Source organism: Microbacterium sp. X-17 (assembly GCF_039615055.1).
The window spans coordinates 511,144-536,217 of record NZ_JBDHNI010000006.1 but is presented as its reverse complement, the minus strand read 5'-3'; the positions used below and the strand labels follow the sequence as shown (position 1 = coordinate 536,217).

General features: G+C 70.5%; 25 protein-coding genes. 12 read left to right on the top strand and 13 right to left on the bottom strand.

Going from position 1 to position 25,074, the window contains the following annotated elements; all coding sequences use genetic code 11:
• The first annotated feature begins 7 nt into the window (after positions 1-7).
• Positions 8-1,825 (top strand): glycoside hydrolase family 2 TIM barrel-domain containing protein, encoded by a 1,818-nt coding sequence (locus tag ABCS02_RS28795; RefSeq protein WP_345839141.1) that lies wholly within the window; start codon positions 8-10, stop codon positions 1,823-1,825.
• 30 nt (positions 1,826-1,855) lie between these two features.
• Entirely contained in the window at positions 1,856-3,721 is a 1,866-nt protein-coding gene (locus tag ABCS02_RS28790) for a family 43 glycosylhydrolase (protein ID WP_345839140.1), read from the top strand.
• Positions 3,722-3,728: 7 nt separating this feature from the next.
• Here the strand turns inward: ABCS02_RS28790 and ABCS02_RS28785 are convergent, their stop codons facing one another.
• Positions 3,729-4,502 carry a GNAT family N-acetyltransferase gene (locus ABCS02_RS28785; RefSeq protein ID WP_345839139.1) on the bottom strand — a complete coding sequence of 258 codons (774 nt, stop codon included), beginning with the start codon at positions 4,500-4,502 and terminating at the stop codon, positions 3,729-3,731.
• 54 nt (positions 4,503-4,556) lie between these two features.
• On the opposite strand from ABCS02_RS28785, the gene ABCS02_RS28780 reads away from it, so the two are divergent.
• Positions 4,557-4,883: a hypothetical protein gene (locus tag ABCS02_RS28780; protein WP_345839138.1), complete on the top strand. Its 327-nt coding sequence runs from the start codon at positions 4,557-4,559 to the stop codon at positions 4,881-4,883.
• Positions 4,884-4,896: 13 nt separating this feature from the next.
• Here ABCS02_RS28780 and galU read toward each other — a convergent pair whose 3' ends face one another.
• The 4 genes from galU to ABCS02_RS28760 are packed head-to-tail and all read right to left on the bottom strand — an operon-like array spanning position 4,897 to position 10,321.
• Positions 4,897-5,871 (bottom strand): UTP--glucose-1-phosphate uridylyltransferase GalU, encoded by a 975-nt coding sequence (gene galU, locus ABCS02_RS28775; RefSeq protein WP_345839137.1) that lies wholly within the window; start codon positions 5,869-5,871, stop codon positions 4,897-4,899.
• 34 nt (positions 5,872-5,905) lie between these two features.
• Complete coding sequence (locus tag ABCS02_RS28770) at positions 5,906-7,300, bottom strand: UDP-glucose/GDP-mannose dehydrogenase family protein (RefSeq protein WP_345839136.1); 1,395 nt, start codon at positions 7,298-7,300, stop codon at positions 5,906-5,908.
• A gap of 17 nt (positions 7,301-7,317) precedes the next feature.
• Positions 7,318-8,799, bottom strand: coding sequence for a glycosyl hydrolase (locus tag ABCS02_RS28765; RefSeq protein WP_345839135.1), 1,482 nt, complete (start codon positions 8,797-8,799; stop codon positions 7,318-7,320).
• Positions 8,792-10,321 (bottom strand): glycosyltransferase family 2 protein, encoded by a 1,530-nt coding sequence (locus ABCS02_RS28760; protein WP_345839134.1) that lies wholly within the window; start codon positions 10,319-10,321, stop codon positions 8,792-8,794. Before ABCS02_RS28760 ends, ABCS02_RS28765 begins: the two co-directional genes overlap by 8 nt.
• A gap of 427 nt (positions 10,322-10,748) precedes the next feature.
• Here ABCS02_RS28760 and ABCS02_RS28755 point away from each other — a divergent pair, with 427 nt between their 5' ends.
• The 5 genes from ABCS02_RS28755 to ABCS02_RS28735 all read left to right on the top strand — a co-directional run bounded on the left by ABCS02_RS28755 (position 10,749) and on the right by ABCS02_RS28735 (position 14,233).
• Positions 10,749-11,276: a hypothetical protein gene (locus ABCS02_RS28755; RefSeq protein ID WP_345839133.1), complete on the top strand. Its 528-nt coding sequence runs from the start codon at positions 10,749-10,751 to the stop codon at positions 11,274-11,276.
• 161 nt (positions 11,277-11,437) lie between these two features.
• Positions 11,438-12,079, top strand: coding sequence for a hypothetical protein (locus tag ABCS02_RS28750; RefSeq protein WP_345839132.1), 642 nt, complete (start codon positions 11,438-11,440; stop codon positions 12,077-12,079).
• Complete coding sequence (locus ABCS02_RS28745; protein ID WP_345839131.1) at positions 12,079-12,372, top strand: hypothetical protein; 294 nt, start codon at positions 12,079-12,081, stop codon at positions 12,370-12,372. The genes ABCS02_RS28750 and ABCS02_RS28745 overlap by 1 nt, the downstream gene beginning before the upstream one ends.
• Before the next feature lie 150 nt (positions 12,373-12,522).
• On the top strand, positions 12,523-13,515 hold the full coding sequence (locus ABCS02_RS28740; protein WP_345839130.1) for a CorA family divalent cation transporter: 993 nt from the start codon (positions 12,523-12,525) through the stop codon (positions 13,513-13,515).
• Between the two features lie 127 nt (positions 13,516-13,642).
• Positions 13,643-14,233: a nitroreductase family protein gene (locus ABCS02_RS28735; protein ID WP_345839129.1), complete on the top strand. Its 591-nt coding sequence runs from the start codon at positions 13,643-13,645 to the stop codon at positions 14,231-14,233.
• 74 nt (positions 14,234-14,307) lie between these two features.
• Here the strand turns inward: ABCS02_RS28735 and ABCS02_RS28730 are convergent, their stop codons facing one another.
• Positions 14,308-15,357 carry a zinc-dependent alcohol dehydrogenase family protein gene (locus ABCS02_RS28730; RefSeq protein WP_345839128.1) on the bottom strand — a complete coding sequence of 350 codons (1,050 nt, stop codon included), beginning with the start codon at positions 15,355-15,357 and terminating at the stop codon, positions 14,308-14,310.
• 127 nt (positions 15,358-15,484) lie between these two features.
• Between ABCS02_RS28730 and ABCS02_RS28725 the strand changes: the two genes are divergently transcribed.
• Positions 15,485-16,093, top strand: a complete 609-nt coding sequence (locus ABCS02_RS28725) for a GNAT family N-acetyltransferase (RefSeq protein ID WP_345839127.1) — start codon at positions 15,485-15,487, stop codon at positions 16,091-16,093.
• A 22-nt stretch (positions 16,094-16,115) separates the two neighbouring features.
• Here the strand turns inward: ABCS02_RS28725 and ABCS02_RS28720 are convergent, their stop codons facing one another.
• Positions 16,116-18,278 carry an AAA family ATPase gene (locus tag ABCS02_RS28720; RefSeq protein ID WP_345839126.1) on the bottom strand — a complete coding sequence of 721 codons (2,163 nt, stop codon included), beginning with the start codon at positions 18,276-18,278 and terminating at the stop codon, positions 16,116-16,118.
• Between the two features lie 99 nt (positions 18,279-18,377).
• Between ABCS02_RS28720 and ABCS02_RS28715 the strand changes: the two genes are divergently transcribed.
• Positions 18,378-18,743, top strand: coding sequence for a hypothetical protein (locus ABCS02_RS28715; protein WP_345839125.1), 366 nt, complete (start codon positions 18,378-18,380; stop codon positions 18,741-18,743).
• Between the two features lie 262 nt (positions 18,744-19,005).
• On the opposite strand, the gene ABCS02_RS28710 is transcribed toward ABCS02_RS28715, so the two are convergent.
• Entirely contained in the window at positions 19,006-19,329 is a 324-nt protein-coding gene (locus tag ABCS02_RS28710) for a YciI family protein (protein WP_345839124.1), read from the bottom strand.
• A gap of 111 nt (positions 19,330-19,440) precedes the next feature.
• Between ABCS02_RS28710 and ABCS02_RS28705 the strand changes: the two genes are divergently transcribed.
• Positions 19,441-19,815: a helix-turn-helix domain-containing protein gene (locus ABCS02_RS28705; RefSeq protein ID WP_345839123.1), complete on the top strand. Its 375-nt coding sequence runs from the start codon at positions 19,441-19,443 to the stop codon at positions 19,813-19,815.
• A complete protein-coding gene (locus ABCS02_RS28700) occupies positions 19,815-20,252 on the top strand; it encodes an SRPBCC domain-containing protein (protein WP_345839122.1) in 438 nt (145 codons plus the stop codon). The genes ABCS02_RS28705 and ABCS02_RS28700 overlap by 1 nt, the downstream gene beginning before the upstream one ends.
• Before the next feature lie 156 nt (positions 20,253-20,408).
• Here ABCS02_RS28700 and ABCS02_RS28695 read toward each other — a convergent pair whose 3' ends face one another.
• The 5 genes from ABCS02_RS28695 to ABCS02_RS28675 all read right to left on the bottom strand — a co-directional run bounded on the left by ABCS02_RS28695 (position 20,409) and on the right by ABCS02_RS28675 (position 25,027).
• A complete protein-coding gene (locus ABCS02_RS28695; protein ID WP_345839121.1) occupies positions 20,409-21,077 on the bottom strand; it encodes a copper resistance CopC family protein in 669 nt (222 codons plus the stop codon).
• 1 nt (position 21,078) lies between these two features.
• Positions 21,079-21,861, bottom strand: coding sequence for a YcnI family protein (locus ABCS02_RS28690; protein ID WP_345839120.1), 783 nt, complete (start codon positions 21,859-21,861; stop codon positions 21,079-21,081).
• Between the two features lie 84 nt (positions 21,862-21,945).
• Positions 21,946-22,584 (bottom strand): hypothetical protein, encoded by a 639-nt coding sequence (locus ABCS02_RS28685; RefSeq protein ID WP_345839119.1) that lies wholly within the window; start codon positions 22,582-22,584, stop codon positions 21,946-21,948.
• A 120-nt stretch (positions 22,585-22,704) separates the two neighbouring features.
• Positions 22,705-24,222, bottom strand: a complete 1,518-nt coding sequence (locus ABCS02_RS28680) for an APC family permease (protein WP_345839118.1) — start codon at positions 24,220-24,222, stop codon at positions 22,705-22,707.
• 136 nt (positions 24,223-24,358) lie between these two features.
• Positions 24,359-25,027, bottom strand: coding sequence for a GNAT family N-acetyltransferase (locus ABCS02_RS28675; protein ID WP_345839117.1), 669 nt, complete (start codon positions 25,025-25,027; stop codon positions 24,359-24,361).
• Between the last annotated feature and the right edge of the window lie 47 nt (positions 25,028-25,074).

Genomic DNA, 25,074 nt, shown 5'->3' with positions numbered 1-25,074 from the left:
TTGGGGCGTGCTCGACTCCATCTCCACCAGACACCGCTCGTCCGGCCCCGCCTTTCGCGCCAGCGACCAGGACGGCAGCCACCCGCGTCCCCAGCTGATCCGCCCCGACTGGCTCGACCTCGGCGGCGCCTGGACCTTCGCCTTCGACGACGACGACCGCGGCCACGCCGAGCACTGGGAGCGCCGGGGCGAGCTCCCCGGACGCATCATGGTGCCGTACCCGGCGGAGTCGCCGGCGTCGGGGGTCGGCGACACCGGGTTCCACCCGGTCGTCTGGTACGCGCGCCGCATCGCGGTGGACGACCTCCCCGAGGGCGAGCGGACCCTCCTGCACTTCGGCGCCGTCGACTACCGGTGCGAGGTCTGGGTCGACGGCCGGCTGGCCGGGCGCCACGAGGGCGGCCAGACCCCGTTCACGTTCGACATCACCGACCTGATCGAGGGCGACGGGCTGACGATCACCGTCCGCGCCGAGGACGACCCGTTCGACGTCTCCCAGCCGCGCGGCAAGCAGGACTGGCGCGAGCGCCCGCACTCCATCTGGTATCACCGGACCACCGGGATCTGGCAGCCGGTCTGGCTGGAGGGCGTCCCCGCCTTCCACGTGACCCAGGTGCACTGGAGCAGCGACATCCACCGCGGCATCGTGTCCGCCGACCTCCGCTTCGCCCAGCGCCTCCCCGAGGGATCGCGCGTGCGGCTGGAGCTGGCGCACGGCGAGCAGTCGCTGGCGTCGGTGGAGGCCGTCGTCTCCGGCACGCGCGCCGAGCTGGTCGTCCCGGTCGCCCGCCAGCAGAACGGGCAGGCCTACGAGGAGCTGCTGTGGTCGCCGCAGCGCCCGACGCTGATCGACGCCACCATGACGGTGACGCCGGCCGGCGCGACCGTCGACGTCGTGCACTCCTACCTGGGGCTGCGCTCGATCGCGGTCGAGAACGGGCAGTACCTGCTCAACGATCGCCCGCTGTATCTGCGGTCCGTGCTCAACCAGGGCTATTGGCCGCAGTCGCACTCGGCCGCGCCCGACTCGGAGGGGCTGCGCCGCGAGGCCGAGCTGATCCTCGAACTCGGCTTCAACGCGGCCCGGCTCCACCAGAAGTACGAGGACCCGCGCTTCCTGTACTGGGCCGACCGGCTCGGCCTCCTGATCTGGGCCGAGGCGCCCGCCGCCTACGCCTTCGATGCCGACGCGGTCGAGCGGACGATGGCCGAGTGGATCGCCATCCTCGACCGCGACCGGTCGCATCCGTCGATCGTGACCTGGGTGCCGCTCAACGAGAGCTGGGGCGTGCAGCACCTCGCGCACGACCAGCGGATGGTCGCCTACGCCAAGGCGCTCGTGCACACCACCAAGACGCTCGACCCGACCCGTCCGGTGGTGTCCAACGACGGCTGGGAGCACGTGGAGTCGGACATCCTGAGCATCCACGACTACGACGCCGACCCCGACGCCGTGCGTGAGCGCTACCGCTCGCGCGACCACATCCTCGGCTCGTCGCACACCTTCCCCGGGCGGCGGCTCGTGGTGGACGGCGCGCAGCGGCTGGACGTGCCGATCATGCTCACCGAGTTCGGCGGCATCTCCTACATCGAGCGGCCGAGCGAGGACGCCTGGGGCTACTCGTCCGCCGCGACCGCCGACCAGTTCGCCGACCGGCTGGACGCGCTGTTCGACGCCGTACGTGCGAGCGCCGGTCTCGCCGGCTTCTGCTACACCCAGCTCGCCGACACCGGCCAGGAGACCAACGGCCTCGTGTTCGAGGACCGGCGGCCGAAGGTCCCGCTCGCGCGCATCCGCCGGGCGGTGACCGGCCTGGAGGCCTGAAGCACCATCCATCCAGACGAAGGAGTCTTCATGCGCATCACCACGACCGTCGCGCTCGCGATCGCCGCCACCTTCGCACTGCTGCCGTTCGCCCCCGCGACGGCCGCGGAGCCGGGAGCGTCGCCGGGAGGCTCGCCAGGGGTCACTGCGTCCGCGCGCTCGACGACGCCCGGGAGCTACCGGAACCCGATGACGCTGCAGCTCCCGTCGGGCGAGACGGCGGCGAGCTGCGCCGACCCGTCGGTCGTCCACGGCGCAACGAACGGCGACACCGACTGGTACCTGTACTGCACGACGGACGCGCTGACCGCGACCGAGAAGGCCGCGGACGGCTCGCTCGTGATGCACAACGTCCCGATGTACCGCTCGGCCGACCTCACCCACTGGACCTACGCCGGCGACGCCTTCCCGCAGAAGCCGTCGTGGCTCGGCGCGAACGGGTCGATGTGGGCGCCGGACGTCGTCTTCCGGAACGGCACCTACTACCTGTACTACGCGGCCTCCGACTCGGCGCTGCCCGGCGGCGGCTCGGCGGTCGGCGTCGCGACCAGCAGCAGCCCGACCGGGCCGTGGACCGACACCGGGACCCCGGTCGTCGCCCCGCAGGCGCACCCGACGAACCCGGACGCGCGCCGCTGGGAGTTCGACCCGGAGGTCATCACCACCGGCGGCGTCAGCTACGTCTACTTCGGCAGCTACTTCGGCGGCGTCTTCGCCCGGAAGCTCAGCGCGGACGGCCTGACCTCCATCGCCTCCACCGAGACGCCGATCGCGATCGACAACCGCTACGAGGGCACGAACATCGTGCAGCACGACGGCTGGTTCTACTTCCTCGGCTCGGCCACGAACTGCTGCGCGGGTCCGCTGACCGGCTACAGCGTGTTCGCCGCGCGGTCACGGAGCCCACTCGGTCCCTTCGTCGACCGGGACGGCGTGCCGATCCTCGCCAACCGCGTCGGCGGAACCCCCGTGCTGGCGCAGAACGGCAACCGCTGGGTCGGCGCCGGGCACACCGCCGTGGTCACCGACTTCGGCGGCCAGGACTGGATGGTGTACCACGCCGTCGACCGGAACGACCCGTACTACGCGGGCGACGTCGGCTACACGAAGCGCCCGGTGCTCATCGACCCGCTGGACTGGCACGGCGACTGGCCGACCGTGCGCGCCGGAGCCGGACCGTCCGACTCCCTCATGCCCGGCCCGGCCGCGCAGCCCGGCCAGCGGACGGCGTACAAGCCGGCGTACGCTCCCGACCCGCGCCCCGGCCGCCCCGACCTGTCGCGCTCGACCGAGTTCGACGGGAGCGCGCTGGGCGCCAACTGGAGCTGGGTGCGCCAGCCCGACGCCTCCAGCTACGCGGTGAAGGGCGGGACGCTGACCTGGCAGACGCAGGCGGCCGACCTCCAGCCTCCCGCCACTCCGCTCGCGTCGGTGCTCACCGAGACGGCGCCTACCGGCGATTACGTCGTGGAGACGAAGGTCTCGGTGAACACGCCGAACGACGGCAGCGTGCACAACTACGTGCAGGGCGGCCTCATCGTGTATGGCGACGACGGCAACTACGTGCGGCTCACGTCGAACAGCATCTGGGACACCCGGCAGACCGAGTTCGGCAAGCACGTCTCGCCGGCGCCCGCGGGCTACCCGAGTTACGGGAACGGGGTCGTCGGCCCGGTCGCCGACTGGACGTACCTGCGCATCGTGCACCGCGCCCAGCAGGGGACGGACCTCTACACCGCGTACACGAGCATCGACGGCCAGACCTGGGACCGTGGCGACACCTGGACGGCCGACCTCGGGGCGCATCCCCGGATCGGGCTGATCTCGCTGGGCGGCGCCGGGTACGCGAGCAGCTTCGACTACGTACACGTCAGCTCGCTGGCGGGTCAGCAGTAGGAGCGACTCAGCCGGTGGGCGCCGTCCAGTACGCGTACTGCGACGCGGGACGGAAGCCCAGCCCGGAGTAGAGCGCATGGGCGGCCGCGTTGTCCGCGAGCACCTGGAGCCACAGGTGCCGGACACCGCGGCCGCCCGCTGCGTCTGCGAGGGCGACGGCGAGCGCGCGGGCCAGGCCGCGGCGGCGGGCGGCCGGGAGGGTCGCGACGGCGTACAGGCCGCCCCAGTCGTCGGCGAGGGCGAGGCGGGCGACGGCGTCGGGGGCGTCGGCGGGGCCGGCCCAGGCGTAGAGGGCAGGGGCGGCGGTCAGGATGCGGGCGACGATGTCCCGCTCGGCGGCGCCGCCGCGGCCGTCGACGGCCCACCAGGTGGGGAGCCAGCCGGGAGGCGGGGTGTCGGAGGTCGCGATCGGGCTCGCGACCGCTTGTGCTCCCCCGGCCGCCACCTCCGCCCGGTCGGCCACGAGGATGTCGGTCTGCGAGTGCTCCCGGTACCCCCGGCCCCCGAGCGCGGTCACGAGCGCAGGGGACGTCGCGGGGCTCACCTGGAAGACCGCGGGCAGGCCGCGCTCCCGGTACCAGCGCTCGGCGCGCTCGACCGCGGCTTCCACGTCCGGCACCTCGCCGCAGGTCAGCACCGAGTTGGCGCGATTGGTGACGCCGCCCGCGGCCCGCAGCGTCCAGCCTCCCAGCTCCTCGCGCTCCAGGGCCGGCCAGCCGCGGTCGGCGAGGCGGTCGAGGTCGGCGGGCTGAACAGACTCCGCGGGCTCCGGCAGGCGCATCCGTCGAATGTATCCCGCTGCCGCCGCCGCCCGCGAAGGCGTACCGTGCGTCCCATGACCGACACTAAGGACGCCGCCCCCGCAGCCGGCGCCGAGCCGTTCCCCGAAGCGGAGATCGCGGGCCTCAAGGCCAAGACCGTGGCGCACGTCGTCCACTACCGGCGGAAGACCTACGTCACGCTCCCGTCCGAGGGGTACGCCCTCCTGAAGCGCGTGCGGACCCTGCTGCGCGATGGCACCACCGACCTCGTCCCGCTCGTGCACCGCGACGGCTTCGTGTGGCTGGCGATCGGCCCGAACATCCCGATCGCGGTGGACGAGGTGGAGACCGACAACGGCGAGAGCGAGAAGCACACCCTCAAGCGGCTCGGGCTGCGCTGACCGCGCCGGCTTCTCAGGCGCCCGCGATCTGGAGGAGCTGCCGGGCGGCCGGCTCCTGCGGGACGGGCAGCGCGGGGATCGACCCGGTGTCGGCCGGCCCCGCATTGGCGGCGAAGTCGCGCAGCCACGGCAGCAGCTCGGGGCCGAGGTCATCGCGGGCGACGGCGAGCTGGACGATCGCCTTCAGGTAGTCGAGCCGGTCTCCGGTGTCGTAGCGGCGCCCGCGGAACACGACGCCGTGGACGCCTCCTGTCCAGGCCGGCGCGGAGGCCAGGCCTTCGAGCGCGTCCGTGAGCTGGATCTCGCCGCCCTTGCCGGGAGGCGTCTTCTCCAGGATGTCGAAGATCTCCGGACGCAGGACGTAGCGGCCGATGACCGCGTAGTTCGACGGCGCGTTCTCGGGGCTCGGCTTCTCGACCAGGCCGGTGATGCGCACGACGTCCTCGTGCTCGGTCGGGACGACGGCGGCCGCTCCGTAGAGGTGGATCGAGTCGCTCGGCACCTCCATCAGCGCGACCACGGTCGTGTTGAGCGCGTGCTGGACCTGCAGCATCCGGCTCAGCAGCGGGTCGCGCTCGTCGATGATGTCGTCGCCGAGGAGCACCGCGAACGGCTCGTGGCCGATGTGCATACGCGCCCGGAGCACGGCGTGGCCGAGGCCCTTCGGGTCGCCCTGGCGGACATAGTGGAGGTCCGCGAGCGAGGTCGAGTAGTTCACCTTGTGCAGGCGGTCGGTGTCGCCCTTGCGCGCCAGAGTGTCCTCCAGCTCGGCGTTGCGGTCGAAGTGGTTCTCGAGCGCGTTCTTGTTTCGGCCTGTGATCATCAGGACGTCGTGGAGGCCGCTGGCGACGGCCTCCTCGACCACGTACTGGATGGCCGGCTTGTCGACCACCGGCAGCATCTCCTTGGGCATGGCCTTGGTCGCGGGAAGGAACCGGGTGCCCAGCCCCGCTGCGGGGATCACGGCCTTGGTGACGTAACTGCTCATCTCGATTGCTCGCTTTCTGGTGGATGGGTACCGGTCAGTGGACGGGGAGCGCGTCGGGAACGAGGGCGGCCGCCTCCGGGACGCGGCCCATGCCGAGGACGGTCCAGCGTGCGGCGTTCCAGGCGGAGGCGTCGAGGCAGTTGCGGGCGTCGATCACGGTGGCACCGGACGTGAGCGCACGCAGTGCGGACGGGTCGGCGCCGGTGAACTCGTCCCACTCGGTGAGGACGACGGTGAGGTCGGCGCCGTCCAGGGCCTCTGCCATCGACCCGGCGTAGCCGAGCGTCGGGTAGAGCCGCTGCGCGGTGCCGCGGGCCTCGGGGTCGTACACGACGACCTGGGCGCCGCGCAGGTGCAGCGCGGCCGCGACGTTGAGCGCGGGCGAATCGCGGACGTCGTCGGTCTGCGGCTTGAATGCGGCGCCGAGCACGCCGATCCGCCGGTTGAGCACCGAGCCGCCGAGAGCGCGCAGGGCGAGGTCGATCACCCGCTGCCTGCGCCCCATGTTGATCTCGTCCACCTGCTGGAGGAGGCCGACCGCCGCGTGCGCGCCGAGCTCGTTCGAGCGGTGCATCAGAGCGCGGATGTCCTTCGGCAGGCAGCCGCCGCCGAACCCGAGGCCCGCGTTGAGGAACTGGCGGCCGATGCGGGAGTCGTGGCCGAGCGCGTCGGCCAGCAGTGCCACGTCCGCGCCCGCCGCGTCGCACACCTCCGCGATCGCGTTGATGAACGAGATCTTGGTGGCCAGGAAGGCGTTGGCGCTGACCTTCACGAGCTCGGCCGTCGGCAGGTCGGCGACCAGCACCGGCGTCCCGTCGGCGATCGGCTTCGCGTAGACGCGGCGGAGGACGGCCTCCGACCGCTCCGAGGTGCCACCGAACACGAGCCGGTCGGGCCGCAGCGTGTCGTCGACGGCCTTGCCTTCGCGGAGGAACTCCGGGTTCCAGACGAGCTCTGCCGCGACGCCGCTCGGTGCGGCCTCCGCCACGATCGCGCGCAGCCGCGCCCCGGTGCCGACCGGCACGGTGGACTTGCCCACGATCAGGGCGTCGTGCGTGAGCGCGGCGGCGACCCCGCGGGTGGCGGCCTCCACATAGCTCAGGTTGGCCGCGAACGACCCGGACTGCTGCGGCGTTCCCACGCAGATGAAGTGGACGTCGGAGGCGGCGACGGCCTCCGCGAGGTCGGTCGTGAAGCGCAGCCGGCCCGCGGCGACGTTCAAGCGGATGAGCTCGGGCAGCCCCGGCTCGAAGAACGGCGCGCGGCCCTCGGTGAGCTCGGCGACCTTGTGCGGGTCGGTGTCGACGCCGACGACGTCGAACCCGAGCTCGGCCATCGCGGCGGCGTGGGTCGCGCCGAGGTAGCCGGTGCCGATCACGCTGATGCGCGGGGCGGGGTGGTCCTTCTGGATCTTCTTGCCGGTGGTCATGCCGATTCCTTCCGGGGTCACTGTGCCGGGGTGAGGGTGAAGTCGTCCTCGGGTCTCGTCAGGCCCGCGATGAAGGCCGACAGCGAGTCCGAGCGGGAGTCGATGCGCCAGTCGTTGGTGGCGCGCACGCCCTCCACGTAGCTGGTGACCGCGAGGTTGAACCAGGAGAAGCCGATGATGTCGGAGTTCTCCGGCTTGGCGAGCCCGTCGAAGAACGAGCTGATCCAGGCGGGTTTGTGACCGTCCGTCTCCGACGCTCCGACCTCGGCGAGGATGATCGGCTTCTTCGTGATGCTCCGCAGCGTGTCGAGGCTCGCCTTGAACGTGTAGTCGAAGCTGAAGTCGTTGTCGGACTTGTAGGGCGGTCGCAGGTAGCCGGAGAGTCCCACCCAGTCGACGTATTGGTCGCCCGGGTACAGGCTCTCCAGGTAGCCGGCTGCCTTGTGGCCGGCGGGGAGGTTGTTCACGATGTTCGGCGCCCACACCCAGACGACCAGATCGTTCGCGCCCTCCTGCTGGAAGATGTCGTGCACGTGCCGCCACATCTTCACGTAGTCGCCCGGGCTGTTGCCGTTGATCGGGTTGCCCGCGCCGTCGGTCTCCGACCACGGGTACCAGATGCCGTTCATCTCGTGGTCGAGCCGGATCGCCAGCGGGAGGCCGGTCGCGACGACGGCCTTCGCGTACTGGTGCAGGTAGGCGTCGAAGTCGCCGCCGATGATCTTCGGGAGGGAGTAGTCCGGTGCCGAGTTGGACGAGTTGTCCGCGCTGATCGGCCGCGACTCCCAGGTCATCATGGGCATCCGGCCCTGCTGCCAGGAGCGCTGGACCGCGTCGGCGCGGAACGACTGGTCCCAGCCCTGGAAGTAGCCGACCAGGTTCGGGGAGACGCCGATCTTCGCGCTGGTGGCGTCGAAGGTGGCCCAGTTGAACGGCGCCTGGTCGGTGAACATCCCGAAGTAGCGGCTCGACGGCTTCAGGAGGTCGGCGCGAGCGGGCGCGGTGATCGGCGCGGGCCCGGTGCCGGGCGAGCTGGATGCCGGCTTGCCGGAGGCCCCTGTGCTCGTGGACGAGTGGCCCGTCTTCGCCTGCGCGGCGGCGAGCTGCGCCTTCACGTTCGCGAGCTCGCTCTGCGCGGCCTGCGTCTTCTGCTGCGCCGCGGCGAGCTGCTTGGCGGCACCGGCCTGCGCCGCCACGGACTCCGCCTGCATCGCGGTCATCTTGCCCTTCTGGGAGGCGATGGTCTGCGTCGCGCGGTCGAGGTTGCGCCTGAGCTCCGCGTTCTGAGCGGCGAAGGGCGTCACGGTCTCGGTGACGTCGGCGACCGCGTCGCGCAGCGGGGCGCCCGTCGGCGAGGCCCAGACGTAGGCGGAGATCCCCACGAGGACCAGGGCGAGCACGAGGAAGGCGGCGGCTGTGGCCTGCGAACGGGACCGGGACTGGGCCCACCAGCTGTGGGCTCGGTCGGCGACGCGGCCGGTGAACGTCGGGTCAGACAAGGAACAGGACCTCCAGGGTCAGGATCGCGATGCCGATCAGGTACGGGATTGCTGCGAGCGGGTTCGGCCGGCGGCGTGCGGCCTTCTTCGTGACGGCCTTGGCGGCGGTCTTCTGCTGCGCGCGCGTGACCACGGCCGTGGTCGGGCGGGTGGCAGTGGCGAGCGCCGTAGCCGAGGTGACGCCGCCGACCGCGTCAGGGAGGGCGGGGCTCGGCGTCGTGTCCGTCGCGGTGCCGAGCGTGGCGATCTCGTCGTCGGAGCTGATCTGCCCCGGTCCTCCCGCGTACGCTCCGGCCCTGGTCCCCCAGCCGCTGGCGTGTGCCATCCGGAAGAAGCCGATCAGCCGGATCGGCATCAAGAAGAACGTCGAGACGACGATGAAGACCGGCAGCCGGAAGAAGTCGGCCGGCTTCTCGGAGAGGTGCCGGATCTGCCGGATGGACATGCTGATCACCGACGACGCGACCATGAGGGCGACCACGGTGATGATCCCGCCCTGGATGCCGTACGACTTCAGGAAGCCTTCGTAGAAGTTGTAGCCCTCCCCCGTGATCGACCGGTACACCCAGCCGCCCATGACCCCGGCGAGGATGAACGGGAGCAGGATGTCCATCACGAAGAAGAACGCGAGAAGGGGCGCGTGGCCGAGCATCCACGGCAGCATCCGCATCGTGTTGTACTGGCTGCCGCGCGCCCAGCGGAGCTGCTGCTTGAACAGCTTCTTGACCTTCAGGGGAGCGTCCGTGTAGACGAGGCTGGTGTGCTGGTAGACGGTGCGGTACCCCTCCTTGAGCGTGAGGTTCGTCAGCGTGCGATCGTCCGAGACCTCCAGGAAGACGCCGAGGAACTTCTCGGTCATGAACTTCTCCATCACCCGCATCAGGATCGAGCGCCGGAAGGCGATGGTCCGCCCCGGCAGGCAGCCGATCTGGCCGACCACGCTCTGCGCCGGCATCGAGTAGAGCGCCCGCGAGTTCTCCAGCCAGTCCGCCCAGCGGGTGATCCAGCTCCGCTCGGGTTCCAGGATGCGCTGCTTGGTGGTCACGCCGCCGACGCGCTCGTCCGCGAACGGCTTGACCAGCTCGCTCAGGGTGTCGCGCGTCCAAACAGTGTCGGAGTCGACCAGCACGGTGATCTCACCGGTGGACATCCGCGTCCCGATCATGACCGCGTTGCGCTTGCCGGGGATGGGCGTGTGCACCCAGCGCACCAGCGGGGCGAACTCCTCGCAGACCCCGGCGAGCTCGGGGTTGGGGGCGCCGTTGATGACCACGATGATCTCGCCGGGCTTCTGCTCGACCATCCGGCCGAGCACGTCGCGGAACAGATCCAGCGGCTCGTCCACGACCGGGACGACGACGCTGGTCGTGCCGTGGAACTCGCCGGTGTATGGCCGGTAGCGACGCGACATGAGCACCTTGACGATCCAGATCACCCAGATCAGGGCCGAGTAGATCGCGAACAGGTAGAACTCGGGATGGCCGCCCAGCATGTGCCGGAGTTGCAACAGGAAGATGAACACGAGACAGGCCTCTCGGGTGCTGATGGGATGGCATCCACGTCGGCGGGGATCTGGTCGGTTCGGGTGGTCACAGTTGTACGGGGCGGTATCCGCGACCCGCAAGTGGGGGTGGACGGGTGTTGACGGCGTGGCGCGGCCCTGCGCCCGGGGGACGTGTCCGCCGACATGCGGACACGCGAGGAGCCGGGGTCGGAACCATACGGAAATGCTGATGGTCGCCGATATTCGGGTGCGTAATCCCCGCCGCGGCGGCGTGGATCGCGGGCGCTCTCTGTACCCCGGTCGAGGCTCGAAAGGGCTCTCTGTGAGGTTACGAAGATTTACACGGACGACACACGGCGTTCACACGGGAGAGCGCTTTCGGCACGGTCGGCGCGATCGCGGAAGGACCTCCCGCGGGCCTCGGCGGCGGCGCTATGCTGACGCCGTGATCCCAGCCGCCGTGATCCCAGCCGAGGCGCCGACGCACCGCACCGCACGACCGACCGGTCAGCGGCGGCGGGTGCTGCGCCGGGCCGCTGCCGCGCTGGTCGGCGTCGCCGTCCTAGGCCTCCTGACCGGCTGCGATCTGTTCGCCCCGCAGGACACGAAGTACATCCAGGAGACCGCGGACGGCGTGAACGGCGACATCGGCCCGATCTTCATCGGAAACGCGGTGCTGCTCACCGCGCAGTCGTCCTCCCCCGCCAGCCTGGTCGCGACCCTCGTCAACCAGGGCGAGTCGAGCGAGGAGGTGCGCATCGTGACGACGGCCGGTTCCGAGACGGTGACGGTGAAGCCCGCCGAGTCGGTGCAGCTCGGCACCTCCGACGGCCAGACAGTCACCTTCGACGGCCTCGACGCGAAGCCGGGGTCGCTGGAGCCGGTGACGTTCCAGACCAGCACGATGACGGAGACGCTGAACGTGCCGGTGCTGGACGGGTCGCTGCCGCAGTACCAGGACCTGGTGCCCTGAGCGGCCCGGCGGCATCAGTCCGGGGCGAGCGGGTGCCCGGCCGGCCGGTCGCGGCGTAGACACACTGTTCAATTGATGTGGCTTAGCGTCTGGAATATCTGTAGACTTCGCTTGATGAGCGTCCCATTGAGCTCATCAAGACACAGAGATGAGTATCAAAGATGATTCTTAACCGCGCTCGTACGGCCATTCAGATGCTGACCGGAGTGGCCGCAGTGGCCCTGTGCTCAGCAGGCGGGGTCTCGGCGGCTCACGCCGACACCGTCGAGACGAACGAAGCCGCGTTCGAGTCGTTCGTCGCCGACCTGAAGGTCGACGACACGACCGAAGCAGCACTCAACGCACGATTCGATCGACTCTCGCCGACCGAGCAGGAACGGTTCTTGGACGCCGTCTCGGAAGACCCCTTGTCCGTCATGGAGTTCAGCGAGGCGCAGGCTCCCACATTGACGGCAGAACCGACGCGAGACCGCGCAGGCGCATCTCGCTACACCGCAACATACCCGGTCAACGTGAACCTCTGGGGCATCACGACGGGCACCTTCAACCTCCGTTACGGCTTCGAGGCGACCTCGATCGCCGTGACCCGCAATCTGGAATGCACAGGATGGTTCTCCGGTTTCGGCGGCCCCTGGAGCATCAATCAGACCGCATCGAACTACATATCGGCCGGCGCGGGAACCTGCAAGGTGCATCACCGCCTCTCGTTCCTCTATCAAGGGTCGTCCTGGATGGCGAACAAAGAACAGGGACTGACATACCGCGGCACGGCATTGGTGAGCGGCTGGTTGAAGAACATCTGATGGCCGTGCACGAGGCGGCGACGCGCACCAGCCGGATGGAGTACTGGCTGCTTGCCGTCGCCGTCCTCGTGAGCGCATCGATGCTGGCTCTTCCGCCGTTGATCCCGGTCGGTCTCGGTCTTCTGTGCTGGGCCTCGATCCTTCTCGCATCTAAACGACCACGGAGAACGGGGGTGCTCGTCGCGGTGATCGCTGTCGTCACGCTCGCGCTCGTCGGCGTCGCGGCGCTCGGCATCGCCACGATCAAGACGACCTCGCCGACCACCCCCGAGGTGACCCTGATCAAGGAGTGACCCGACGAAGAGGCAACAGCCCAGCGCCAGCGAACTGCCACCACAACTGGGGCACCCCCGCGCCCGTTTCCTGAGAACTCCATCACCTCCCAGCGGCGACGACTCAGCGGGGAGGTCGTAGGTTGGAGCGTCAGCCAACGAGGAGGTCGCGTGTCGCAGCAGGTTCAGGAGGAGTCGCTCCAGCTTCGGGGGACGCTCTTCGACGGGGACAAACGCACCGACGTCGGGTCGCTCACCGAGCTCATGGACGAGCTGCAGACCTCGACCGCGTTCGGATACCTCGAGATCCAGGACCCGGACCGGCTGCAGCTCGCTCAGCTGGCCGACCGGCTCGGCGCGCACGACCTCGTCCACCCGCCCGCGTCGGCCTCCGCCGGGCACATGCCGATGGTCGCCGGGGAGCACGTGCGCCTCTCCACCCATCGGGTGCAGCTGGAGGAGCCGACGTTCCAGCTCGCCGTCGCGGACCTCCACATCTACGTGCTGCCGCGGCTGCTGATCCTCGACCACGACGGCGACTTCGACTTCGAGCCGCTGCGCGCGCGCCTGGCAGCCGAGAAGCGGCACCGCGACCAGGGCGTCGGCTGGCTGCTGTGGATCGTCCTCGACCAGCTGCTCGGCGAGGCCGGCACCGCCCTGAACGCGCTGGACGACGAACTGGACGACATCGAGGACGTCCTGCTCGCGCCCGGCGCGAAGCCCGCGGTGATCCAGAACCGGGTCTACCAGCTGCGCAAGTCGGCCTCCCGCCTGCGCCGCTGCCTCCTGCCGCTGCGCGACGCGGTCGACGCCCTGCTGCGCCGCGAGGCCGACTGCGTGAGCCAGGGCCTGTTCCCGCTGTTCCAGGGCCTCTACGACCGCGGCGTGCACCACGTGGAGTGGGCGGACTCGCTGCGCGACCTCGTGACGGCGCTGTCGGACACGCAGATCGCGATGGAGGGCAACCGGCTCAACGTGATCATGAAGAAGGTGACGAGCTGGGCGGCGATCATCGCGGTCCCGGCGGCGGTCACGGGCTTCTACGGGCAGAACCTGCCGTACCCGGGCTTCAACTCGATGGGCGGGCTGTGGATGTCGACGCTGTTGATGGTGGTCGGGTGCGGGGGTCTGTATCTGACGTTCAAGCGGAAGGATTGGCTGTAGGCCGGCCCTCCTTTCGGAGACACGTCACCAAATCCTGGAATACCCTCCCAGGTCCATGTGTTCACATGTTTATAGCTGGGCAATGGAGCCTCGTGATCCTGTTTCCACCGTCGAGGAGTCCCACCCCATGTCGCTGACCGACACCGTCACCCGCACCGCCGACACGTCCTTCCCGCTGCTGCCCGCGCTCGCCGAGCGCTGGAGCCCGCGCGCCTTCGACACCGAGGCCGCCATCGACGAGGACAAGCTGACCGCCGCCCTGGAGGCCGCACGCTGGTCGCCGTCCGCCAACAACTCGCAGCCGTGGCGGTTCATCGTCGCGCGGCGCGGCAGCGAGGCGTTCGACGCCATCGTCGCCAACCTGATGGGCTTCAACCAGGCGTGGGCCGGCGCCGCCGGGGCGCTCGTGGTCGCACTCGCCGAGGCCGTCGACGCCGAGGGCAACGAGCGTCGCTGGGCGACCTACGACGTCGGCCAGGCCGTCGCGCACTTCAGCGTCCAGGCCCACCACGACGGCCTCCACACCCACCAGATGGGCGGCTTCGACCCCGCGGGCATCCGCGCGGCGTTCGACGTCGAGGAGCGCTTCGTGCCGGTCTCCGTCACCGCCGTCGGCATGCTCGGCGACGTGGACGCGCTGCCCGAGCCCCTCCGCGAGCGCGAGCTCGCCCCCCGCACCCGCAACGCGCTCGACGACATCCTCCTCACCAACGCCTAACCCCCGTTGAAACGTGAGAAATCGCGGGAATCGACCGAACGATTCCCGCGATTTCTCACGTCTGGGCGGTGTGGTCAGGGGCGGATGAGGGTTTTGATCGCTCGGCGCTCGTCCATGGCGGCGTAGGCCTCGGCTACCTCGGAGAGGGGGAGCTCCAGGTCGAAGACCTTGCCGGGCTCGATCGCGCCGGACCACACGTCCTGCAGCAGCTCCTCCACGTAGTTGCGGACGGGGGCGACGCCGCCGTTCACGCCGACGTTCGTGTTGAACAGGGTGCGGATGGGGAGCTCGGCACCGCCGTTCGGGACGCCGACGTAGCCGACCATCCCGCCGGGACGGGCCGACCGGATGGCCTGGTCCATCGACTCCTTGGTGCCGACGGCCTCCAGGACGCAGTCCGGGCCGATGCCGTCGAACAGCTCCTTGACGGCCGCGATGCCCTCCTCGCCGCGCTCGGCGACGATGTCGGTCGCGCCGAACTCGCGGGCGAGCGCCTGGCGCGACTCGTGCCGCGACATGGCGACGATGCGGGAGGCGCCGAGGCGCTTGGAGGCGAGCACGGCGCACAGGCCCACCGCGCCGTCGCCGACCACGACGACCGTGCTGCCCTCGGTGACGCCCGCGGACACGGCGGCGTGGTGGCCGGTGCCCATGACATCCGACAGGGTCAGGAGGCTCGGGATGAGCTCCGCGCGCGGGTACTCCGGCGTCGCGACGAGCGAGCCGTCGGCGTGCGGGACCCGCACCTTCTGGCCCTGGCCGCCGTCGGCGAAGCCGCCGAGCCGGTCGTCCGCGCCCCACCAGCCGCCGTGCAGGCAGGAGGTGCTGACGCCGTTCTTGCAGTTCTCGCAGGTCATGTCGCAGTCGTAGAACGGGGCGATGACGAAATCGCCGACCGAGATCGTGCTCACCTCGGGGCCGACCTCCTCGACCACGCCGACGAACTCGTGGCCGATGCGGCGCGGGGAGGCGGTGGGGGTCACGCCGCGGTACGGCCACAGGTCGGACCCGCAGACGCACGCCGCGACGACGCGCACGATAGCGTCGCCACCGGTCGAGAGGACGGGGTCGGGGACTTCTTCGAGGCGCACGTCGCGCTCTCCGTGGATGATGGTCGCAAGCATGCCTCCCAGCCTACGCGCGGCGGGTGGATACCCCCTCTCTGCGGGCCAGAGGAGGGCCCGGTGGATGCCCTAAGCTCGCATCCATGCTCCGCGGAAACCCGCCGCGTCGAGCGAGGAAGGATCGCCAGTGCCCGAGGTGTCGCGACGTGCCGTGACGGCGCTGCGCACGCTCGTGCTCGGGGTGTCGGAGCGGGGCGCCGGTGATCCGCGGACCGTTCGGCTGCGTCCCGTCGAGCCCCTGGAGACGGCGCCCGAAGTGACGCCCTCCGCCGTCCCGCCTGGCGCGGTGACGCTGCGGCCGGCGACGGCGGCCGACGAGCCGTTCCTCCGGCGCGTCTTCCGGGACGCCAAGCGCTGGGAGCTCCCTGGCGCGGACGGCGCGGAGCTCGATCCCGCGCTCGGGCCGAAGTACCGCGCGCACTCGGCCGACCGCCGCGACCGCTACCCCGACGCCGAGACCTCCATCGTCCTGGAGGGCGGCGAGCCGGTCGGCACCGTCACGCTGCACGACGAGGACGGCCGCACGCACCTCGTCGAGCTCGCCGTGCTCGCCGAGCGCCGCGGCCGTGGCGTCGCCTCCAGCGTGCTGACCGGGCTGCTCGCCACGCACCGCCGGCTCACCGTTACGGTCTGGGAGCAGAATCTCGGCGCCCAGCGGCTGTACGAGCGGCACGGCTTCGAGGTCGTCGCCGAGCAGTTCGGCTACCTGCTGATGGCGACGGAGGCCGACCGCTGACGGCCGGCCCCCGCATCCGCCTTTAGTCCTGCTCCTCGCGCACCGGCGCGACGGCCAGCCGCTCGCCGGACGGGTCCAGGTCGACCCGCACCGTGTCGCCGTCGCGGATCTCGCCCGCCAGGAGCTCGGTGGCCAGCCGGTCCTCGATCTCGCGCTGCATCAGCCTCCGGAGGGGGCGCGCGCCGTAGATCGGGTCGTAGCCGCGCTCGGCCAGCCAGCGCCGCGCGTCCGGGGTGACCGCCAGCTCCAGCCGGCGCTCCTCCAGCCGCCGCATCAGGCGGTCGATGTTGAGCTCCACGATCTCGCCGAGCTCCTCCTGGCTGAGCGTCGAGAACACCACGATGTCGTCCAGCCGGTTGACGAACTCCGGCTTGAACGCCTGCCGCACCATCTGCAGCACGGCCTCCTCGCGCTCCATCTCGTTCAGGGTCGGGTCGACCAGGAACTGGCTGCCCAGGTTGGAGGTCAGGATCAGGATGGTGTTGCGGAAGTCGACCGTGCGTCCCTGGCCGTCGGTGAGGCGGCCGTCGTCCAGCACCTGCAGCAGCACGTCGAACACCTCGGGGTGGGCCTTCTCGACCTCGTCCAGCAGGATCACCGAGTACGGACGGCGCCGCACGGCCTCCGTCAGCTGGCCGCCCTGCTCGTAACCGACATAGCCGGGAGGAGCGCCGACGAGCCGGGAGACGGAGAACTTCTCCCCGTACTCGCTCATGTCGATGCGCACCATCGCCTTCTCGTCGTCGAACAGGAACGCGGCGAGCGCCTTCGCCAGCTCGGTCTTACCGACGCCGGTCGGGCCGAGGAACAGGAACGACCCGGTCGGGCGGCCGGGGTCGGAGATGCCGGCTCGCGTGCGCCGCACGGCGTCGGCGACCGCCTGCACGGCCTTCTTCTGGCCGATGATGCGGCGGCCGAGCTCGTGCTCCAGGTTCAGCAGCTTCTCGGTCTCGCCCTGGGTGAGCCGGTCGACCGGGATGCCGGTCCAGGCGGCCACGACCGCGGCGATGTCGTCGGCGGTGACCTGCTCGTTCACCATGCGCGGGTGGCTGTGCTCGGCCTGCTCGGCCTCCGCCAGCTCGCGCTCGATGCTCGGGATGGTCTCGTACTCGATCTTGGAGGCCTCCTGGTAGCGTCCGTCGCGCAGCGCGAGGTCGCGGTGGGTCTTGGCCTCCTCCAGCTGGGAGCGCAGCTCGCCGACACGGTTGAGCGCGGCCTTCTCGGCGCGCCAGCGTTCCTGCAGCTCCTCGAGGGTGTCCTCCTGCTCGTGGAGGCGCTCGCGGAGCTGTTCGAGGCGGGCCTTGCTGGCGTCGTCCTTCTCCTTCTTGAGCGCGAACTCCTCCAGCTTCATGCGCTCGACCTGGCGCTGGAGGGTGTCGATCTCCACCGGGGCGGAGTCGATCTCCATCTTCAGCCGGCTGGCGGCCTCGTCGATCAGGTCGATGGCCTTGTCCGGGAGCTGGCGCGCGGTGATATAGCGGTTGGAGAGGGAGGCCGCGGCGACCAGGGCGGAGTCCTCGATGGTGACGCCGTGGTGCGCCTCGTAGCGGCCCTTGAGCCCGCGAAGGATGGCGACCGTGTCCTCCACGCTGGGCTCGCCGACGTAGACCTGCTGGAAGCGGCGCTCCAGGGCGGCGTCCTTCTCGATGAACTCGCGGTACTCGTTGAGCGTGGTCGCGCCGATCAGCCGCAGCTCGCCGCGGGCCAGCATCGGCTTCAGCATGTTGGAGGCCGCGACCGAGCCCTCGCCGCCGCCGGCGCCCATCAGGATGTGCAGCTCGTCGACGAAGGTGATGATCTCGCCCTCGGCGTCGTTGATCTCCTTGAGGACGGCCTTCAGCCGCTCCTCGAACTGGCCGCGATACATCGCGCCGGCGACCAGGGCGGAGAGGTCGAGGGTCACGAGCTGCTTGCCCTTGAGCGAGTCGGCGACGTCGCCGGCGACGATGCGCTGGGCCAGGCCCTCCACGACCGCGGTCTTGCCGACGCCCGGCTCGCCGATGAGCACCGGGTTGTTCTTGGTGCGCCGGGTCAGCACCTGGCTGACGCGGCGGATCTCGGCGTCCCGCCCGATGACCGGATCGAGCTTGCCGCTCTTGGCGATCTCGGTGAGGTTGATGCCGTATTGTTCGAGCGCGCTCTTCGCGTCCTCCTGCGTGGAGGGGGCGCCCTGCATGTTCGCCATGCTGCTGGGTTTCCTTTCGAAGTCCTGTGACAAAGTTGAGTCTAATAGGCTCAACTTTGGTTCTGCCAGGGGTATTCCGATACGACTACCCTGACTCACATGATCGACCCGTTGGACGCGCGAGTGGTACTGCTCGACGGCCAGACGGCGGCCACGCTCGCCCAGGTCCTGCCGTTGCTGCTGCTGACGCTCATGGTCGAGCTGCGGCGCGTGGAGGTGCACCGGCGTGGGCGCATCCGGCTCACGCGCACGCTGCTCGCGCTGTTCTTCGTCGCGTTCGGGATCGTGGAGCTGGTGCTGGTGATGTCGATCGACGGGACGCTCATCCCGTTCGAGTGGACCGATCTGCTGCTGGCGCTGCTGATCTTCGGACTGCTCGGGCTGCTGTTCTGGCTGTCGCTGCTGGACGCCCCCGGCGCGAAGCGGCGCGCCCGCGACGACGCGCGCTCCGAGCACCCGCACTGACGTCGCGAACGGAGGAGATCCGCTCCGACACGCCGCCAAGCGACGGCTAACGGAGGAGATCGCGGGGGCTGTGCGCCGAGACTCCTCCGTTACCGCCACGGAGACGGCGCGGGCGGGCGTGGGCAACGGAGGAGTTTCGGTGGTGGGAGGGGCGGGAGTCCTCCGTTAGCTGCCCTGGGACGGGGCGCCGGGGGTGGAGTCCTCCGTTGCCGACGGCAGGAACACGGCGTCACCGGAGTGCGGCCGCCTTCGGGAGACGGGGTTACGGGGCGCCGGGGATGCTCAGCAGTTCGAGGACCTCGATCGTGCCGCCCCAGGCCACGTGCGGGTGCCCGTCGAGGACGCCCTTCAGCGACTCCAGCGAGTCGGCCTGGAGGATCGAGTAGCCGCCGATGAACGAGGTCGCGCCGGGGTCGGCTCCGTCGACGGTCTCGGTGGGCGAGCCCAGGTCGACCAGGGCGTCGCCCGCCTTCTGGGCCCAGTCCGTCCAGGGCTTCATGCCCTCGGCGGCGGCCGCGGGGTCCGGGTTCGCCATCTGCTGGGACGCCGGCGCGCTCGCGCGGTAGAGGATGAGGTACTTGCTCATGGGTTTCTCCTTTGGACATGCGTGCGATCCGATTCTCACTAAACCGATTGGTTTACGCAAGATGTCTGTGACGAATTGCAGAGTGCCCGTCGGCGGCGCATACTCAACCACATGGTTTATGTCCAGGAGTCCGTGTCGGAGGCCGAGCTCGACGCCGTGTTCGCCGCCCTCGCCCATCCCGTGCGGAGGGACCTCCTTCGCTTTCTGGCGACCCGCGGCGCACCGATGCGGATGTCCGCGATCGCAGCCGCTCGCGGCATCTCCCCGCAGCTGCTCAACAAGCACGTCGCGTCGCTGGAGAAGGCCGGCCTCGCCGCGCGCCGGCGGTCCGGCCGTGAGAAGGACCTCGTCATCGACGCGGACCGCCTCGCCCTGGCGCAGACCTGGCTGCTGGAGACGCGGCGCTTCTGGGAGACTCGACTCGACTCGCTCGACGCCTACATCGCCGAGCTCGGGATGCGGCGCGACGACGAAGGGGCCGACTGATGACCGACCTGCAGGTACGGATCGAGCGTGTGTTCGCCATCGAGCGCTCGCTCATGTGGGAGCTGTGGACGACTCCCGAGCACGCCTCCCGCTGGATGCGCCCCTCCGTGACCGACTACGCCCCCACCACCGCTTTCGTGGACGCACGGGTCGGCGGCGGCTACCGCTTCGAGATGCACTTCGGCGAGGAGACGTACGCCACCTCCGGCCGCTACCTCGTCGTCGCGCCGATCGACCGCCTCTCGTTCACGTGGAAATGGGACGAGGACGAGGTCGAGACCGTCGTCGAGGTCGAGTTCACGGACCACCCCGGGGGGACGCAGGTCAGCATCGTCCACTCCCGGTTCGAGACCGACGACCAGGCCGATCGGCATGGCGACGGCTGGCAGGGCTGCCTCCGATCGCTCGCGGAGCTCTACGAGCCGGTGCCCTCCTGACGTAGGCAGCGGAGGAGATCCGGGCCGACACGCCGCGGCACAGCAGTCAGCGGAGGAGATCGCGGGCGGTACATGCCGGGGACTCCTCCGTTGCCGACGGCGGAGGGGCGTCGGCAACGGAGGAGTTGCGGCGGTGAGCGGGGCGGGAGTCCTCCGTTAGGTGCGGTTGGCGGGGGTGTCGGGGTCCTCCGTTGGCTGCGGCCGCTTCCGGGTGAGGAGGAGGATGGTGACGCCGATCAGGGCGAGCACCACGATCCCGATGGCGATGCCGATGACCAGGCCGAGGTCGTTGCCCGACGAGGCCGTGGTGGGTGCAGCCGTCGACACGGTCGAGGTGGGCGCGGGCGCAGCCGCGCCGGGGGTCGCGACGACGTTCGACCGGGCGGCGCAGCCGGGGCCGGTGCGTCCCGGCGCGGCCGACGTCCCGGCCGGCGGCTGGTACGTGAAGCCGTACGTCCCGGACACCGTGTGGCCGTCCGCCGAGACGACCTGCCAGTCCACCGCGTAGTCGCCGGCGGCGCCGAGCGCGACCGGGGCCGAGACCGCGGCGTCGAGGATGGTCGGGCATCCCGTCTCGTAGTGCTTGCCGGAGGCGTCGGTGACCCGGAGGATCGCCGACGACCCGTCGCCGCCCAGGTCGAGCACGCGGTCGTTGAACGTCAGCTTCACCTGGGTCAACGGGTCGGTCTGCGTCGCGCCGCTCGCGGGCGAGGTGCTCACCAGGTAGTCGTGGGCGCTTGCGGCGACCGAGGGCGCCAGCGCGAGCGCCACCGTCGCCAGGATTCCGCCGACCCCGGCGAGCACGCGCGTCGTCATTCGTGTCATGTCACTGCTCCTTCGGGGCCGCCGCGCGCGGTCGCCGGGTCGCCGCGAACACCGCGACGACGAGGGCGATGGCGCCCAGCGCGAGGCCGCCGATGCCGAGGCCGATCGCGACCGCCGCGGCGCCCGGGGAGGCGGCGGCGCTGGAGGGCGACGTCGCGCCGGAGGTGGCGAGCACGCTCGACGCACCGTCCGCGGCCGGGGGCGCGTCATTGATGTAGACCGTCGGCGCGGGGTGCTCCGGCTCGGCGCCGGATGCCGGGGTCTTCTGGTCCCAGTTCACGACCGTGCCGTCCGAATAGAACTGGTGGACCGGGAGCACGATGCTGCCGGTGTCGGGCATCGCGCCCGCCGAGATCACGAACTGCTGGAACTGGCCGGGCGCGACCTGGGCGCCGGACGCGGCCGTCCAGATGACCTTGACCGGAGCCTCCGTGACCGTGCCGTCGTCGGTCTTGATGGGCGTGGCCAGCTTCTCGGTGACCACCTGGGTGCTCCACCCGGCGATGGGCTGGTAGGCGACGGAGCCGAGCGGAGTGCTGGTCGGGAGGTCGACCTCCAGCTTGACCGTGCCCGCGGACGCGGACTCGGTGGGGACCTTGAAGGTGAGCGTCGCGTAGCTGCCGGGCGTGGCCTGGTTCGGTCCGACCGTGACGTGCGCGCTGGCGGCGAGCGGCGACGCCAGGGCGAGGGCGACGGCGGCGATCGAGGCGGCGCCGGTAATGGTGAACCTACGGGTGCGAGTGGTGCGGTTGCGCGCGTCCGTGCGCGCGGGAGTGCTGTTCATGTTCGTCCGGTTTCTCGGCCGCGCGGAGGCGGCCGGGTGGGGAGAGAGGGTGAGCTGCAGTTCCCCGGCGGCGAGCACGAGCGCTCAGCCGGCCGGGACGACGGCCGGCGGCGGACCCCGGTGACGCAGCGCGCCGATCAGCGCCTCCACCCCGTGCAGGGTCGCAGGGACGGTGTCGATCGGCGTGGAGACGCGGCCCGGCGCCACCGGCGTCACCGCGGCGACGCGGTCGACGAACCGGCGCAGCCGGAAGAACGTGAACCGCGCGACCGCCAGCAGCGTCCGCTCGCCGCGCAGCAGCGCCGCGATGGTCAGCGCGGCGGCCGCGGCGTGGGCCAGCCACATCCAGACGTCCTCGCCGAGGAAGGTCGGGCCGGACGTCACGGCGTCGGTCACGGCACCCGCGCCCGGCACCAGCGTCAGGTGCATGCCCGCGTGCAGGTGTCCGCCCATCGGCATCCCGCTGAAGCTCGCCGACGGGCTCAGGGTGAACAGGGCGTGGAAGAGGAACTGGCTGACCGCCACCGACAGCGTCACGCGCCACAGCGCGGCCCGGCGGCCGACGAGGACGATGCTCGCGAGCGACGAGAAGACCAAACTCAGCGTGAGCGCGACGGCGCTGGGCGCCTCCCCGCCTCCCGCCATGTGGAACAGCGCGGCGACGAGCGTCGCGACGCCGGCGGCCGCGAAGCCGCGGACGACCCGTGCTCCGCGCGAACTCATGCCCCCACTCTACGCGGCGTCGAAGTCTCGGCCACGCCCACAGACGCAACCGCCGAGCACCTCGGGGTCAGAGGGCGCTCGGCGGTCGCGTCGGGCAGACAGGGCCGCGTTCTGCTCGGGTCAGAGCGCGGCCGGGTCCCTGTCGTCGATGTTGGCCGGGGCCTTCGCGTCGAGCTCCGCGGGGAGTTCGAGCGGACGGCGCCGGTAGTACTCCTTGCCCTTCCGGTAGAAGAGCACCAGCGGCACGATGCCGAGCACGATCAGACCGACGCCGAGGATGTTGACGATCGGGTCGTTCTGCCTGATCCCCTGCACGAAGATGTAGCCCATGAAGATCGCACCGGCCAGCGGCCAGAGGAAGATCAGGATGGCGTTCTTCACCGACTTGAACAGCACCCGCCGGTAGGCGACCACCACCGCGAGGCCGGCGAGCGTGTAGTAGAAGGCGATCTGCATGCCGATCGAGGCGATCGCGTTCGTCATGATCTCGCCGACCGATCCGAGCAGGTTGGAGCCGACGAACAGGATGATCGAGACGCCGACGACGATGAGGGTCGCGAACGCTGGGGTCTTCCAGCGCGGGTGGATGCGGCCGAACGCCTTCGGGATGGTGTGGTCGCGGCCCATCGCGAACAGCGTCCGGGTCACCTGGATGAGCGTGGTCTCCAGCGTCGCGATGGTCGACAGGGCGACCGCGACGACGAGGATCTTGCCGCCGATGCCCGGCCAGACCGCGTCGCCGAGGACCGAGAGGATGTTCGCGCTGTTGTTCTCGATGGTCTTCGACGGCAGCATGACGAGCGTCGCGATCGTGAAGATCTCGAACAGCAGGAACACGATGACGATGCCGATGATGCCGGCCGAGCCCGCGTTCTTGTGGCCGTCCTTGGTCTCCTCGTTGAGGTTCGAGGAGACGTCCCAGCCCCAGTAGTAGAAGGCCGCGATGAGCGCCGCCGAGACGAACACGCCCTGGCCGGTCAGGTGGCTGAACCCCAGCCAGTCCCACGAGAAGGACGGTCCCGCGTGGCTGCTGGTCGCGGCACGCACGATCATCAGCACGGCGAAGAGGATGAGGATGCCCACCTCGATGAGCGACATGATCCACTGCGCACGAGCGGTCACGTGCACGCCGAACAGCACGCACGCCGCCATGACGAGGAACCAGATGGCTCCGACGCCCGTGATGAGCCACGCGTTGTTGGCCTGGTCGGGCGCGAACAGCGTGACGGTCATCGCGCCGGCCGGGAGGGCTCCCGCGACCATGAAGATCGTGGCCGAGATGACCAGCGCCCAGCCCGACAGGAAGCCGAGGATGGGGTGGAGGGCCCTGGCGACCCACGAGTAGGTGGCTCCCGCGTTCACATCCGCGCGACCGAGGTAGAGGAACGCCCACGCGATGCCGAGCATCGGGATGCCGCACCAGAGGAGTGCGGCGGGCGCGCCGAGCGCTGCGGCGCCCACGAGGGTCGCGGTGGTGGCTGCGATGGAGTACGCGGGCGCGCTGCCCGCCACGGCCATCACGATGGAGCCGGCGGCGCTCACCCCGTCCGCCTGCAGTGCGTGCTTGTCTTCGCCCCCGCGAGGGTCGGCTCCGTTGCCGAGTGCTACGGAGTCCGGCCGGGAATATTCCTGCGTCATTGCTCTCCCTGGCTAGGGTCGCGTGTGCGACAGGGGGACGTTAGCAATTCCCGGACCCGAGGACAACCCTTTTCGCCACGAAATCGGTTGTGAATGTGAATGAAAGTGACGAAAACCGAGGTGGATGTGGGTCCACTCAGAGATTATCGACACTTTTCGTTCCGAGCGGCGGGGTCTCGACGGCCCCGCGGGACGGCTGGGCCGCGCACTCGGCGGCGTGGTCGGCCTCCGCCAGCACGAAGGTGGCTCGTCGGGCGGTGCCTCCCGCGAGGCGGAAGCCCAGCCGGAGCGCCAGGCGCGCCGACGACGTGTTGGACCGCTCGACGACCGCCGTCACCAGGCAGGCGCCCAGCTCGCCGAAGGCCAGGTCGAGCATCGCGCGGGCGGCCTCCGTCGCGTAGCCGTGGCCTCCCTCGGCCGTGAGCTGCAGCCAGCCGATCTCCGCGATCCGGGTCTCGGGCGCGACCGTCCGCAGGTGCAGCGACACGTCGCCGATCACGCGACCGTCGTGCTCGACCGCGAGCACCAGAAGGTCGCCCGGAGCGGAGAGCGTGCGGTGCGCGGTGCGGGCCAGGAGGTGCGCGGCCACTTGACGCGAGGTCCGCAGCGGCCAGTCCAGGCCGCGGCGCACCTCCTCGTCGTCCTCGATGCGACGCCAGTCGGCGGCGTCGGTCGCGCTGTAGGGCCGCAGCAGCAGGCGCGGCGTCCGCACCTCGTGCGCCTCGACCGGGAGCCCGGGCACCGGCCCGGCCCACAGGGAGCGTAGCGATCGCAGCGGGCGCGGGCGACGCGGGAGAGAGGTCACAGCGTCCTCCTCTCCTGCTTCGACGGTAGAACGGGCGTGCTATGGCT